Genomic DNA, 12697 nt, shown 5'->3' with positions numbered 1-12697 from the left:
GTCCCAACTGCCGACAACGTCCCTGGTGAGCGATTCGCTCGCGCCGGTGAGCGCTCGATCAGGTTTGCGATGCAGGGCTGTTCGGGTGTGTGCTTCGGTGCGCCTGCTGTGCATCTGCGGGGCGCCCGGTATGCGCCCACCGGGAACTGGTAGGCGACTACGCGTGAGCGACTACGCGTCGATACGGTTCGCCGAGCGCAGTCGCTGGAAGCTGCGGGCGAGAAGCCGGGAGACGTGCATCTGGGAGACGCCGAGTTCCGCGCTGATCTGGGACTGGGTCAGGTTGCTGTAGTAACGCAGCAGCAGGATCCGCTGCTCGCGCTCGGGGAGTTGGACGAGCAGGTGCCGGACCAGGTCGCGGTGTTCCACGCCGTCCAGGGCGGGGTCCTCGTAGCCGATGCGGTCCAGCAGGCCGGGCAGCCCGTCGCCCTCCTGCGCCGCCTCCAGCGAGGTCGCGTGGTACGACCGCCCCGCCTCGATGCAGGACAGCACCTCGTCCTCGCTGATCCGCAGCCGCTCGGCGATCTCGGCGGTCGACGGTGTGCGTCCGAAGGCGGTGGTGAGGTCCTCGGTGGCGCTGTTGACCTGCACCCACAGCTCGTGCAGCCGGCGCGGTACGTGCACCGTGCGGACGTTGTCCCGGAAGTAGCGCTTGATCTCGCCGACGACGGTCGGCATCGCGAAGGTGGGGAACTGCACGCCCCGGTCGGGGTCGAAGCGGTCGATGGCGTTGATGAGGCCGATGGTGCCGACCTGGACGACGTCCTCCATCGGCTCGTTGCGGGAGCGGAAGCGGGCGGCGGCGTAGCGCACGAGCGGGAGGTTCGCCTCGATCAGCGCCCCCCGTACCCGGTTGTGCTCCGGCGTACCGGGGGTGAGCTGCTTCAGTTCGCCGAAGAGCACCTGGGTCAGGGCCCGGGTGTCGGCGCCGCGGCGTTTCTCGGGAGCCGGCGGGGGCGGGGCGGGTGCCTCGTCCTGGGGCGGCGCAGTACTGGCCGGCACGGTCAACGCCACCTCTTCGTCCGTCCATCATCCGTCAAAAGCGGTCATAGCATCACAAGACATGTGCACTGTGTGCAAGCACCGCATAACGCCGTGTTGTTCTCAAACACGTCGGAAAACGGCAAGTTGAGGTGAACACAGGAAAGCCCCCCGTCGCGCCGACGGGGGGCTGCCGTGCCGGGAGACTCAGAACTCGTAGTCGGCCATCACCCACGTGGCGAACTCGCGCCACAGCGCCACGCCCGCCTGGTGCGCCGGGTGCTCCAGGTAGCGCTGGAGGGCGGCGGTGTCCTCGACGGCCGAGTTGATCGCGAAGTCGTAGGCGATCGGGCGGTCGCTGATGTTCCAGGCGCACTCCCAGAACCGCAGTTCCGGGATCCGGTCGCCGAGTGCGCGGAAGGCCTCGGCCCCGGCCACGACCTGCGGATCGTCGCGTTCGACGCCCTCGTTGAGCTTGAAGAGGACCAGGTGGCGGATCATGGGGCGTCCCTCGGTTCTTCCGGTTCTTCGGGGTCTTTCGGTTCTCGGGTCTCTCAGTTCTTGGCTCCGTTGGCGACCCAGGTCATGAAGTCGCCGACGGCCTTGGCCGCGTCCGATATGCCCTGGAAGCCTATCTGGACGTAGTCGGCCGCCTTGGCCGGATCCGTGATGATCACGTACAGCGCGAAGACCACGAGCACGTACACGGCGATCTTCTTGGCGTTCACCGCCACCGCGGCCTCCCCTGTGCCTTCTGTTGTGCCTTCTGCCTCGCGTTGCCACCTGAGCCCCTGCCGGCGGCGAGCATAACCCTGAGGTCATATGAGAAGACCAACGGCCCACCGAGCCGGTTCCCTTGGCGGGCCCGTGCGGCCCGTGCCCGGCATGCGAAAAGGGCCCCATCTCGCGATGAGGCCCCTCTTCGAGCGGTAGCGGAGGGATTTGAACCCTCGGTGACTTGCGCCACACTCGCTTTCGAGGCGAGCTCCTTCGGCCGCTCGGACACGCTACCGAGGGAGACCTTACAGCACGGCGGGGCATGGTCAGAAATCGGTGGTCAGCGGCCCCGGCGACCGGAGGCTCAGCGGTCCCGGAAGAACTCGGTGAGCAGATGGGCGCACTCGGCCGCGAGCACCCCCGCGACGACCTCCGGCCGGTGGTTGAGGCGCCGGTCGCGGACCACGTCCCACAGGGAACCGGCCGCGCCCGCCTTCTCATCCCGGGCGCCGTAGACGACCCGGTCGACCCGGGACTGCACGATCGCACCCGCGCACATCGTGCACGGCTCCAGGGTGACCACCAGGGTGCAGCCGGTCAGCCGCCACTCGCCGAGCAGCGCCGCCGCCCGCCGGATCGCGAGGACCTCCGCGTGCGCCGTGGGATCGCCGGTCGCCTCGCGCTCGTTGTGGCCGGTGGCCAGCACCGTCGTACCGTCCCGGGACAGCACGACGGCGCCGACCGGCACGTCACCGCCCTGTTCGGCCCGTTCGGCCTCGGCCAGGGCGAGCCGCATCGCGGCCCGCCAGGGATCGCGCACGGGGTCCGGGTCCGGGCGGACGGCCCCGCCGTCGGTGTTCGCGGCGGTCAGCGGACGGTCTCCAGCACCTCCGAGGCACCGAGCGCCTCGGCGATCGAGCCGAGCGCGTCCTCGGCGTCCAGGGCGCGCAGTTCCTTCTCGCCGATGCCCAGGTCGTCGAGGATCTCGCTGTCGCCGACCGGGCCCAGCGGCACCGCGTCGCCGCCGGCGCCGTCCTCTTCCGACCCGTCGCCGTCCTCGGACTCGCCGTCCTCGGTGCCGTCCAGGTCCAGGGCGTCCAGGTCCGGGCCGTCGTCGGCACCGGGCTCCCGGCCGAGCAGTTCGTCGGTGAGCAGCAGCTCGCCGTAGGCGCTGCGGGCGGCGGCCGCGGCGTCGGAGACGTAGATGCGAGGGTCTTCCTCGCCGTCCACGCGTACGACGCCGAACCAGGCGTCCTCCTGTTCGATCAGGACGAGCACCGTGTCCTCGTCGGGAGAGGCCTCCCTGGCCAGGTCGGCCAGATCCGACAGGGACTCCACATCGTCGAGCTCTGTGTCGCTCGCTTCCCACCCGTCTTCGGTGCGCGCGAGCAGTGCGGCGAAGTACACCGTGACTCTCCCACTGGTCATAGGCGTGCCGGTTGGCGGTCCCCCCGGCGGAGGTTCGTGGGCGGAGAGAGCTTGGCTCCGAGCCCCACCCACTCGGAATCGTGGCAGAAACAAGGCGTCCAGGGGACGTCTTCCGGTCGCTGTGTCTGGCTGTTTCGACCACGAACCGGTCGTGAACCGGTCGCGGACCGGTCGTCGACCCGGCAGCGCACTCGTTGCCGCCACCTGCGGATCGTACGCGGCTTTCCCGCGCGCCCCCGCACCCCACCACGGCAACACCGGTACGGGCGTGGAACCTCCGCTCCGCCGCGGACCGCCGGGCCCGCCGCCGAGGGGCCGCCCGCTACCAGCGGAACGTGCGCATCCGCATCGTGTGACGAAGTCGCGCGGCCTTGGCGCGTCGCGGCTGCACCCGGGCGCGCAACGCCCGCGCCTCGGCCAGCTCGCGCAGGAACCGGGCGCGCCGCCGTCGGCGCTCGGCGTCCGTCTCGGGTGCCGCGTCCTCGGCGGCCCCGGTCTCCATGGACGCGTTCTCCGAAAGGTCGGACAGGTCGGACAGGTCAGACACGTCGCACCACCCCAGTAGCGTCCCTTCCACTTTCCCCCGGTCGGCCGGTTTGACGCCAGGGTCGGCCGGTCCTGAGCAGGGGGCGGGGCGCGGGTACCGTTATGGGCATGCGTCTCCACGTCGTCGACCACCCCCTGGTCGCCCACAAGCTCACCACGCTGCGCGACCAGCGCACGGACTCCCCGACCTTCCGCCGGCTCGCCGACGAACTGGTCACCCTGCTCGCCTACGAGGCGACCCGGGACGTGCGCACCGAGGCGGTCGACATCCAGACCCCGGTGGCCACCACCACCGGCGTCAAGCTCGCCCGGCCGCGCCCGCTGGTCGTGCCGATCCTGCGCGCCGGTCTCGGCATGCTGGACGGCATGGTGCGGCTGCTGCCGACAGCCGAGGTGGGCTTCCTCGGCATGATCCGCAACGAGGAGACCCTGGAGGCCTCCACGTACGCCACGCGCATGCCGGAGGACCTCTCGGGTCGCCAGGTGTACGTCCTCGACCCGATGCTGGCCACCGGCGGCACGCTGGTCGCGGCGATCCGGGAGCTGATCCGGCGCGGCGCCGACGACGTGACGGCCGTGGTCCTGCTGGCCGCCCCGGAGGGCGTCGCGGTCATGGAGCGCGAGCTGGCCGGCACCCCCGTCACGGTCGTGACGGCCGCCGTCGACGACCACCTCAACGACCAGGGCTACATCATCCCGGGCCTGGGCGACGCGGGCGACCGCCTGTACGGCGCGGCGGAGTAGCGGGGTCCTTCGGGGACTCTCCGAGACGGTTTCTTTCGGCGCGGGGTTGCTTCGATACCGGGGGCGGCGCCTTGCGCCGGGGGCGCGGGTTGCGTCAGGGGCGCGGGCGGTGCCGGCTTCCGCTGAACGCGGGCCGGATTGCCGCCGGGCGCCGCGCCAAGGGCGCGGAGTTGGTTCGGTACGCGGCTCGGCTCCGTCTCAGGGGCGCGGAGTTGGTTCGGTACGAAGCTCGGCTCCGTCTCAGGGCGCGACCAGCCGTAGGTCGCCCGGTCAGAGGGGTGGGCCGGCGTGGTCGGCCGTAGCGTGCCCGCGCCCCCGTCCGCTCCGGATCCCCGCGCTCAGCAGCCCTTCTCCGGCGCGGCCGAAGGGGTCGGCTTGCTCAGGGTGGTCAGGGCGCGGGCGGCGTCCGCCGGGGTGGCCAGGCCCTTGAAGGCGTCGCCGATGATCAGGTCGACCGTCGCGGCCTTGCGGGCCGGGTCCGTGCGCCGCTCCGCACCCGCCAGCTGCGTGCCGAGCACCGGCAGCGAGGTGTTCTGCGCGGAAGCCGCGCCGAGCAGTACCCCGGCGCCCTTGACCTTCTTGTCGTACTCCTTGGACGCGTTGCCGACGTCCCCGATCCGGAAGCCGCGCTTCTTCAGCTCGTCGGCGGTGGTCTTGGCGAGCCCGCCACGTTTGGTGGCGTTGTAGACGTTCACCGTGATCGTGCCCGGCGCCGGGACGTTCCCGCGCACACTGGCGGCGGCAGCGGCGGTCTTGATCGCGCAGTCCTTCTTGTGGCCGGCCGCCGTGGCCTTGCCGCCGCCACCGGTGAAGACGTCGATGAGCTGCAGGGTGCCCCAGCCGACCAGGCCGAGCGCGGCGACCGAGGCCACCACGGCGGCGACGAGCCTGCCGAGGCGCCGGTGCGGGCGCATCCGAGGGTAGGTGTCCCCCGTGATCCGGTACTTACCGCCCATGCCAGGGGGCGTCAGCATGCTCATGAACGCAGCGTAGTGCGCCTGAGCGGCGATGCCTATCAGATGATCAGTTGAAGCCGCTCAGTGGAACCCGAAAGGGTCAACGGTCCTGTCGGCCCACGTCAGTCGAGTTCGAGCACGCGCGCGTGCAGCACCTGACGCTGCTGGAGGGCCGCGCGGACCGCGCGGTGCAGACCGTCCTCCAGATACAGGTCGCCCTGCCACTTCACGACGTGCGCGAAGAGATCGCCGTAGAACGTCGAGTCCTCCGCGAGCAGCGTCTCCAGATCGAGCTGCTGCTTGGTGGTCACGAGCTGATCGAGGCGGACCGGGCGCGGCGCGACGTCCGCCCACTGCCGGGTGCTTTCCCGGCCGTGGTCGGGGTACGGCCGGCCGTTTCCGATGCGCTTGAAGATCACACGGAAAGCCTACCGGCCCAGACGTTCCGGGCGCAGCCATGGCGGGGGAGTGCGACGCTGGAAAAAGTACCGCGAAACGGCCAAATGGGTCACCAAGGGGAACAGGACCGAGAACGGGACCGAGAACAGGGCCGGGAATGGGAACGGGAACAGGGGCCGTAGATGAGTGACAGCGAGACCGCGTCGGCCGGCGCCCCGGAGGGCCCCGCGCTCCCCGCCCCGGCGGCGAAGATCGCCGGCGGCTACGCCTTCACCTGCCCCGCCCTCGACCTGGGCGCCCTGCTCTGGGACGGGCACTGCCTCCCCGAAGCGCCGGTCCGCGTCCCGCTGTCCGTGCTCAACCGGCACGGACTGGTCGCCGGGGCCACCGGCACCGGCAAGACCAAGACCCTCCAGCTGATCACCGAGCAGCTGTCGGCCCAGGGCGTGCCGGTGTTCCTCGCGGACGTGAAGGGCGACCTGTCCGGCATCGCGCGCCCGGGCGAGTCGAACGACCGGGTGCGGAGCCGGGCGAGTGAGGTGGGCCAGGACTGGGAGCCGGCCGGCTTCCCCGCGGAGTTCCTCGCGCTCGGCGGCCTCGGCCACGGCATCCCGGTACGGGCCACGGTCACCAGCTTCGGACCGGTCCTGCTCGCCAAGGTGCTCCGCCTCAACCAGACGCAGGAGCAGTCGCTCGGCCTGATCTTCCACTACGCCGACACCAAGGGCCTGGAGCTGATCGACCTCAAGAACCTCAGGGCGGTCGTCGCGTTCCTCACCTCCGACGAGGGCAAGAGCGAGCTGAAGGGCATCGGCGGCCTGTCCACCGCCACGGCCGGCGTGATCCTGCGCTCGCTCACGGCCTTCGAGGCGCAGGGCATGGCGGACTTCTTCGGCGAGCCGGAGTTCGACACGGCCGGCTTCCTGCGGACGGCCCCGGACGGGCGCGGTGTCGTCTCGGTCCTCGAACTCCCGGCCGTCCAGGACCGCCCGCAGCTCTTCTCCACGTTCCTGATGTGGCTGCTGGCCGACCTCTTCCACGACCTGCCCGAGATCGGCGACGCCGACAAGCCGCGGCTGGTCTTCTTCTTCGACGAGGCGCATCTGCTGTTCGCCGACGCGTCGAGGGCGTTCCTGGAGTCGATCACGCAGACCGTGCGGCTGATCCGGTCCAAGGGCGTCGGCGTCTTCTTCGTCACCCAGACCCCGAAGGACGTGCCCGCCGACGTCCTCGGCCAGCTCGGCAGCCGCGTCCAGCACGCGCTCCGGGCGTTCACCCCGGACGACCAGAAGGCCCTGAAGGCCACCGTGCGGACGTTCCCCGACTCCGCCTACGACCTGGAGGAACTCCTCACCGGCCTGGGCACCGGCGAGGCCGTGGTGACCGTGCTCGGCGAGAGCGGCGCGCCCACGCCGGTCGCGGCCACCCGACTGCGCGCCCCGGAGTCCCGGATGGGCCCGGTGGACGCGGCCGAACTGGACCGCGCGGTCCAGGAATCCCCGCTCCATAGCCGTTATGCACAGGCTGTGGACCGAGAGTCGGCGTACGAGCGGCTGAGCGCCCGCCCGGAGCCGGCCCCCCGGGCACCGGAGGCCGAGCCCGCTCCGAGTAAGGACCCGTCCCTGGTCGAACAGGTCGTCACCAGCGGCATGTTCAGGTCCCTGGCCCGCTCGGTCGGCACCCAGCTCGGCCGTGAGATCACCCGCTCCCTGTTCGGCACGGCCCGGCGTAGACGGTAGCGCCGGACGGGGAGCGGGCCGGCCGGGTTCAGCGGGTCCGGGACTCAGGTGGCCGGTGGGACTCCGGTGGCCGGTGTGGCTCCGGTGACCTGTGGGGCTCCGGTGACCTGTGGGGCTCCGGAGGCCGGTGGGGCTCCGGGCACCGCAGGTCCGAACGTTGGGGGTCCGGAAGTTGGGGGCCCGGGGGCTGACGGTCCAGGGACTGACGGTCCGGCTCGGGCGGCGGTGCCGCGGCGCGTCGGGCCTCCGCGCGCAGCAGGGCGCGCAGGACGGCGTACGGATCGATGGGCATGGCTGTGCTCCTTGCGTCGTACCGACTGACCTGCGGGGAAGCGGGTCCGTCAGCAGCGCAGGACCACCGTGCGCAGCAGGGGAGCGGTGCCGGGCACCCCCGGCTCGGCGGGGCACGGGCGGGCCGGGGGCCGGGACGGTGCCGGGCCCGGCAGGGGAGCGGGTCGCTCGGGTACGTCGGCCCGGTGCACGGCGCGGGCGGGCGGTCGTACGAGCGTGTCGAGGACGTCGTGCTCGGCCCACTCGGCGACCGTGGTCAGCGCCGGGGCCGCCTGGGCCTGGAAGTGGGCGCCGGGCACCCACAGGGCGAGGAGCAGCACGAGCACCCGGGGCCAGGTCCGGCTCCGGGCACCGCGCGTCGTCCTGCTCACGGCTGCTGTCTGCCCGGGACGGGCCGGGCGGATGGCGGATCCGGGGCGGGATTCACCCGCTCGGCGCAGCCGGGGCGACGGTCAGACCGTCTGCGGGACCTGCTTGGCGCGGCTGCGGATGCCGAACGAGGTGACGATCTCCACGAGGCCCACCACGACCAGCCAGATGCCGCCGACGAGGGTCAGCACCGCGACCGACTCGAAGGGCGAGTCGATCAGCACGATTCCGGCGATGAAGGTGACGATCCCGAGGAAGATCTGCCAGCCCCGGGCGGGCATCCGGGGGTCGTGCAGCGCGGCCACGGTCTGCGTGATGCCGCGGATCAGCCAGCCGATGCCGATCCACAGGGCGAGCAGCAGGATCGACTGCATGGGCCCCCGGAAGCAGAACAGACCCAGCACGATCGACAGCGCGCCGCTGATGAAGGCCAGCACCCGCAGCGCGGTCGACCTGTGCGTGCCGAACGCGGACACGAGCTGGAAGACGCCGCTGATCAGCAGGTAGATGCCGAAGAGGACACCGGCGGCGAGGAGGGACGCGCCGGGCCAGATCAGCACCAGGATGCCGAGGATCAGCGAGGCGATCCCGGTGAGCAGCACGATCTGCCAAGCGGCCTGGGAGAGGGCGTGCAGCGGACCCTCGAAGGGCGGCTCGGGCTCGTGCTTGTGCCACGTGCCGGTCGGTGTGCCCGGCCGGCCGCCCGGGGGCTGGGCCGCGTGGGCGTGCCGGTCGTCGTACTCGCGGCCGAACTCGGGGCCGCTGTTCGGTGCCTCGGTCATGGTCCATGCTGAGAGCGCGCCGTCCGGCTCCGCCATCCGGGCCGCCGTCCGGTAGGCCGAACGAGTGACGGTGCTACGTGCCGGCCGCTACTGACCGATCGCTACTGACCGGCCACTACTGATCGACCGCTACTGACCGGCCGCCTTGGCCGCCTTCGCCGCGGCCTTCATCTCCTGCTTGTGTGCCCGCACCTTGGCCAGGGACTCCGGGCCGGTGATGTCGGCGACGGACCGGTGCGAGCGGGCCTCCCCGTACGCGCCCGCCGCCTCCCGCCACCCCTCGGGCGCGACCCCGAGCTGCTTGCCGAGCAGCGCGAGGAAGATCTGCGCCTTCTGCCGCCCGAACCCCGGCAGCGCCTCCAGCCGCTTCAGCAGCTCGGCACCGCTGCCGACCTCGCGCCAGACGGCCTCGGCGTCCCCGTCGTAGTGCTCGACCAGGTACTGGCACAACTGGACGATCCGCTTGGCCATCGAGCCCGGGTAGCGGTGCACGGCCGGCTTCCCGGAGAGCAGCGCGGCGAACGCCTCGGGGTCCGTCGTGGCGATCTCGTGCGCGTCCAGGTCGTCGGCACCGAGCCGGTCGGCGATGGTCCGGGGTCCCTTGAACGCCCATTCCATCGGCACCTGCTGGTCGAGCAGCATCCCCACCAGCGCGGCGAGCGGGGAGCGACCGAGCAGCGCGTCGGCCGCCGGGTCCTGGGCGAGATGCAGAGTGACGTCCATGGGCCGATGATCTCGCGCGGCACAGGGGATCGCGCGGCGGTGGGGGGTCGGCCGGGCTCAGCCGGCGCGCGAGTACCCCAGCGCGTGCACCCACTGCCGGGACAGCCCCAGTTCCCTGCCGGGCGGTGATGGCCGACCGGCGCGGCCCCGCCACTCCCCTCGGCGTCGGTGGGGGTGGCGACGACATGGCCGCGATCCACACCGACACCGGTCTCGTTTCCGCGGCCCCCTCCTGAATTACCTCACCCCCGTCGTCACCGACTGGTCCGAGCTGGAACGCACCGCCGAAACCGACGACGCGTACCTCCGGAAAAACAGGCGACGCAACTCGCCTCCCCCGACCGACCGACCGACCGATAGCCTGCCCCAGGTGACCAGGGCCCCCGAACCCGCACCCGAAGGAACGCCCCGACAAGGGACGACCTCCCACCGGACACCACCACTACCGCCACCGTCGCCGTCGCCGTCCCCTCTGACACCGCGCGACCTGATCGCCCACTACGGCCTCCAACCCCTGCCACGCGAGGGCGGCCTGTTCCGCCAGACCTGGGCGGGGCCGGCACGGCCGGACGACGGCCGGCCCGAGGGCACCGCCATCGTCGTCCTGCTCACCGCGGACGACTACAGCGCCCTGCACCGCCTCCCCACCGACGAGGTCTGGCACCACTACCTCGGCGACCCGCTGCACCTGCTGCTCCTCGCGCCCGACGGCAGCACCCGTACCCCCGTCCTGGGGCCCGGCCTGCACCAGGGCCAGCACCTCCAGCTGACCGTGCCGGCCGGTACCTGGATGGGCGCGCGGGTCGCCCCGGGCGGCGCGTGGACGTTCTTCGGCTGCACGATGGCGCCCGGCTTCACCGAGGCGGACTACGAGCACGGCGACGCGGCCGACCTGACGACGCGCTACCCCTCGGAGGCCGCCCGCATCGGGGACCTGTGCCGGCCATGAGCCTGCTCGATGGCCAGACCGCCCAGGCCCTCGGCGCCGGCAGCGGCACCGTCACCCCCATCGCCTCCATCGAGGCCGGCCACCCGGCACCCGGCCACGACCACTACCGCGCGGCCGAGGCCGGGCGCCGACGGCGGCACCGCCGGCGCCCGGCAACCCCCGTCGCCCGCCTGGGCCGCCCCGAGGACGTGGCCGACGCCTGTGTCTTCCTCGCCTCCCCCCTCCCGTCCCGGATCAGCGGCCACGACCTGGTGGTCGAAGGGGGAGTGACGACCCGCTCCACCCCGTGAGCAGGACGCCACTCCCGTCCGTATGTACCGGGATGGCGGCGGACGACGGGGAACGGGGAGGACGGCGCGTGGCTGACTGGCGTCGATGGGCACGACGACTCCTGCTGCTCTGCACCACGCTGCTGCTGGCGTCGCTCGCCGCGACCGGCACCGCCTCCGCCCACGCGGCCCTGCGCGCCACCGACCCCGCCGACGGCACCGTCCTGCGGACCGCACCGCGGCACCTGACCCTCACCTTCACCGAGTCGGTCGGCCTGCTCACGGACTCCTTCCGGATCTACGACCCCGAGAACCACCTCCTGCGCACCGGCCCCGCCGGCCACGCCCCCGGCCGCTCCGACACCGCCCGCGTCGGGCTGCCCGCCAGGACGGCCGAGGGCACGTACACGGTGGCCTGGCGGGTGGTGTCGGCCGACAGCCACCCGGTGTCCGGCGCGCTCACGTTCTCGGTCGGCAAGCGCACGGCCACGAAGCCGATCCCGGCCCCGGACCGCGCGGAGCACCCGGCGACGACGGCCCTCTACAACATCGCGCGCTACCTGGCGTACCTCTCCGTCGCGGTCCTGCTCGGCACGGCGGCCTACGTGACGTACTGCCGCCCGGAGGCGACAACGCCCCTGCGCACCCCGGCCCTCACCGCCACCGCGACCCTCGCCCTCTCCACCACGGCCCTGCTCCTCCTCCGCGCCCCCTACGAGGAGGGCACGTCCCCCACGACGGCCCTCTCCCTGACGGCCCTCACCCACACGGCGACGACACGCCCCGGCGCCCTCCTGCTGGCCCGCCTCGCACTCCTGCTCCTGGCCGCGCTGACGGCACCCACCCTGCTCCGCCGCCGCACCCTCCCGGCGACGGCCGCGCTCCACGCCCTGACTCTCTCCCTCTCCCTCTTCCTCTCCCTGACCTGGACGGGGGCGGAACACGCGTCGGCGGGCATCCAGGTCCCGCTGGCGATCGCCTCGGCCACGCTCCACCTGCTGGCGATGGCGGCCTGGCTGGGCGGTCTGACGGCCCTGCTCCGCACCCTGCCCCACGTCACCCCGGACACCCTGACCCGCTTCTCCCGCCTGGCCTTCACCTCGGTGACGGTCCTCGTCGTGACCGGCGTCTACCAGTCCTGGCGCGGCCTCGGCTCCTGGCACGCCCTCACCGACACGACGTACGGCCGCACCCTGCTCGCCAAGCTGGCGGCGGTGGCGGCGCTGTTGCTGGCGGCGGCCTGCTCCCGCACCTGGACGACCCGCCTGACCCGTACCCCGTCCCACCACTTCGGAGACGCCACGGCTGTCCGCCCGCTCCGCCGCTCGGTGCTGGCGGAGGCGGCGGTGGGCGTCGTGGTCCTCGTCCTCACGACCCTCCTCACCACCACGGTCCCCGGCCGCGCGGCGACGGAGACGGCCACCCCGGCCGCCGGCATCCCCACGGCCTCCGTCCTCACCGTCCCCTTCGACGTCGGCACCCCCGGCGGCCACGGAAAGATCCAGCTCACCCTGGACCCCGGCCGGGTCGGCCGCAACTCCCTCCAGGCGGTGGTCTACGGCCCCGACGGCGGCCTCGCCACGGTCCCCGAACTCCGCGTCACCCTCACCCTCCCCGCCCAGCGCCTGGGCCCCCTCGACACCAAGCTCACCAACCGAGGCGGCTACTGGGCCACCGACACCCTCGACCTCCCCATCCCGGGCACCTGGACCCTGAAGACCACGGTCCGCGTCTCGGAGGTGGACCAGGTGACGGTGGCGGGGCGGGTACGGGTGACGGGTTGACGGCAGACGGATGTGCCCCG

The 12697-nt window shown here is 72.5% G+C and carries 15 protein-coding genes, 1 tRNA gene and 1 pseudogene; 5 read left to right on the top strand and 12 right to left on the bottom strand.

Annotated features, from left to right (window positions below; translation table 11 throughout):
* Window positions 1–171 precede the first annotated feature (171 nt).
* The 7 genes from NX794_RS10325 to NX794_RS10295 form a co-directional block, all read right to left on the bottom strand.
* Window positions 172–1008: an RNA polymerase sigma factor SigF gene (locus NX794_RS10325; protein WP_258778249.1), complete on the bottom strand. Its 837-nt coding sequence runs from the start codon at window positions 1006–1008 to the stop codon at window positions 172–174.
* A gap of 180 nt (window positions 1009–1188) precedes the next feature.
* On the bottom strand, window positions 1189–1482 hold the full coding sequence (locus NX794_RS10320; RefSeq protein WP_258778017.1) for a Dabb family protein: 294 nt from the start codon (window positions 1480–1482) through the stop codon (window positions 1189–1191).
* A gap of 53 nt (window positions 1483–1535) precedes the next feature.
* Complete coding sequence (locus NX794_RS10315; RefSeq protein ID WP_258778016.1) at window positions 1536–1715, bottom strand: hypothetical protein; 180 nt, start codon at window positions 1713–1715, stop codon at window positions 1536–1538.
* 193 nt (window positions 1716–1908) lie between these two features.
* Window positions 1909–1993 (bottom strand) — tRNA-Ser (locus NX794_RS10310).
* A 69-nt stretch (window positions 1994–2062) separates the two neighbouring features.
* Entirely contained in the window at window positions 2063–2494 is a 432-nt protein-coding gene (gene tadA, locus NX794_RS10305) for a tRNA adenosine(34) deaminase TadA (protein WP_258778248.1), read from the bottom strand.
* Window positions 2495–2565: 71 nt separating this feature from the next.
* Window positions 2566–3105 carry a tRNA adenosine deaminase-associated protein gene (locus tag NX794_RS10300; RefSeq protein WP_258778247.1) on the bottom strand — a complete coding sequence of 180 codons (540 nt, stop codon included), beginning with the start codon at window positions 3103–3105 and terminating at the stop codon, window positions 2566–2568.
* A 343-nt stretch (window positions 3106–3448) separates the two neighbouring features.
* Complete coding sequence (locus NX794_RS10295; protein WP_258778245.1) at window positions 3449–3628, bottom strand: hypothetical protein; 180 nt, start codon at window positions 3626–3628, stop codon at window positions 3449–3451.
* A 152-nt stretch (window positions 3629–3780) separates the two neighbouring features.
* On the opposite strand from NX794_RS10295, the gene upp reads away from it, so the two are divergent.
* Window positions 3781–4416 carry a uracil phosphoribosyltransferase gene (upp, locus tag NX794_RS10290; RefSeq protein ID WP_258778015.1) on the top strand — a complete coding sequence of 212 codons (636 nt, stop codon included), beginning with the start codon at window positions 3781–3783 and terminating at the stop codon, window positions 4414–4416.
* A 338-nt stretch (window positions 4417–4754) separates the two neighbouring features.
* Here upp and NX794_RS10285 read toward each other — a convergent pair whose 3' ends face one another.
* Both NX794_RS10285 and NX794_RS10280 read right to left on the bottom strand, forming a co-directional pair.
* The gene (locus NX794_RS10285; protein WP_258778014.1) at window positions 4755–5396 is read right to left on the bottom strand and encodes a LytR C-terminal domain-containing protein; all 642 of its coding nucleotides are present in this window, start codon (window positions 5394–5396) and stop codon (window positions 4755–4757) included.
* A gap of 98 nt (window positions 5397–5494) precedes the next feature.
* The gene (locus NX794_RS10280) at window positions 5495–5791 is read right to left on the bottom strand and encodes a type II toxin-antitoxin system VapB family antitoxin (RefSeq protein WP_004943146.1); all 297 of its coding nucleotides are present in this window, start codon (window positions 5789–5791) and stop codon (window positions 5495–5497) included.
* Window positions 5792–5953: 162 nt separating this feature from the next.
* Between NX794_RS10280 and NX794_RS10275 the strand changes: the two genes are divergently transcribed.
* Window positions 5954–7510, top strand: coding sequence for a DUF853 domain-containing protein (locus tag NX794_RS10275; protein ID WP_258778013.1), 1557 nt, complete (start codon window positions 5954–5956; stop codon window positions 7508–7510).
* Between the two features lie 341 nt (window positions 7511–7851).
* Here NX794_RS10275 and NX794_RS10270 read toward each other — a convergent pair whose 3' ends face one another.
* From NX794_RS10270 to NX794_RS10260, 3 genes are all read right to left on the bottom strand, one after another.
* Complete coding sequence (locus NX794_RS10270; RefSeq protein WP_258778012.1) at window positions 7852–8172, bottom strand: hypothetical protein; 321 nt, start codon at window positions 8170–8172, stop codon at window positions 7852–7854.
* Between the two features lie 81 nt (window positions 8173–8253).
* Window positions 8254–8952, bottom strand: a complete 699-nt coding sequence (locus NX794_RS10265) for an HdeD family acid-resistance protein (RefSeq protein WP_258778011.1) — start codon at window positions 8950–8952, stop codon at window positions 8254–8256.
* A gap of 129 nt (window positions 8953–9081) precedes the next feature.
* Window positions 9082–9675, bottom strand: a complete 594-nt coding sequence (locus NX794_RS10260) for an HhH-GPD-type base excision DNA repair protein (RefSeq protein ID WP_258778009.1) — start codon at window positions 9673–9675, stop codon at window positions 9082–9084.
* 472 nt (window positions 9676–10147) lie between these two features.
* On the opposite strand from NX794_RS10260, the gene NX794_RS10255 reads away from it, so the two are divergent.
* From NX794_RS10255 to NX794_RS10245, 3 genes and pseudogenes are all read left to right on the top strand, one after another.
* Window positions 10148–10624, top strand: a complete 477-nt coding sequence (locus tag NX794_RS10255; RefSeq protein ID WP_258778244.1) for a cupin domain-containing protein — start codon at window positions 10148–10150, stop codon at window positions 10622–10624.
* A 38-nt stretch (window positions 10625–10662) separates the two neighbouring features.
* Window positions 10663–10914, top strand: a pseudogene (locus NX794_RS10250) (SDR family oxidoreductase); the annotation flags it as partial.
* Window positions 10915–11015: 101 nt separating this feature from the next.
* A complete protein-coding gene (locus tag NX794_RS10245; protein ID WP_258778243.1) occupies window positions 11016–12677 on the top strand; it encodes a copper resistance CopC/CopD family protein in 1662 nt (553 codons plus the stop codon).
* The last annotated feature ends 20 nt before the right edge of the window (window positions 12678–12697 follow it).

Source organism: Streptomyces pyxinicus, assembly GCF_024753135.1.
GTDB classification, from domain to species: Bacteria; Actinomycetota; Actinomycetes; order Streptomycetales; family Streptomycetaceae; genus Streptomyces; species Streptomyces pyxinicus.
The sequence above is the reverse complement of the archived record's forward strand: the minus strand, read 5'-3'. Positions and strand labels throughout refer to the sequence as shown.

Coding starts and splice junctions, on each gene's coding strand:
- NX794_RS10320 (WP_258778017.1), bottom strand. CDS start 1,482: ATGATCCGCCACCTGGTCCTCTTCAAGCTCAACGAGGGCGTCGAACGC.
- NX794_RS10285 (WP_258778014.1), bottom strand. CDS start 5,396: ATGAGCATGCTGACGCCCCCTGGCATGGGCGGTAAGTACCGGATCACG.
- NX794_RS10275 (WP_258778013.1), top strand. CDS start 5,954: ATGAGTGACAGCGAGACCGCGTCGGCCGGCGCCCCGGAGGGCCCCGCG.
- NX794_RS10265 (WP_258778011.1), bottom strand. CDS start 8,952: ATGACCGAGGCACCGAACAGCGGCCCCGAGTTCGGCCGCGAGTACGAC.
- tadA (WP_258778248.1), bottom strand. CDS start 2,494: ATGCGGCTCGCCCTGGCCGAGGCCGAACGGGCCGAACAGGGCGGTGAC.
- NX794_RS10260 (WP_258778009.1), bottom strand. CDS start 9,675: ATGGACGTCACTCTGCATCTCGCCCAGGACCCGGCGGCCGACGCGCTG.
- NX794_RS10295 (WP_258778245.1), bottom strand. CDS start 3,628: ATGGAGACCGGGGCCGCCGAGGACGCGGCACCCGAGACGGACGCCGAG.
- upp (WP_258778015.1), top strand. CDS start 3,781: ATGCGTCTCCACGTCGTCGACCACCCCCTGGTCGCCCACAAGCTCACC.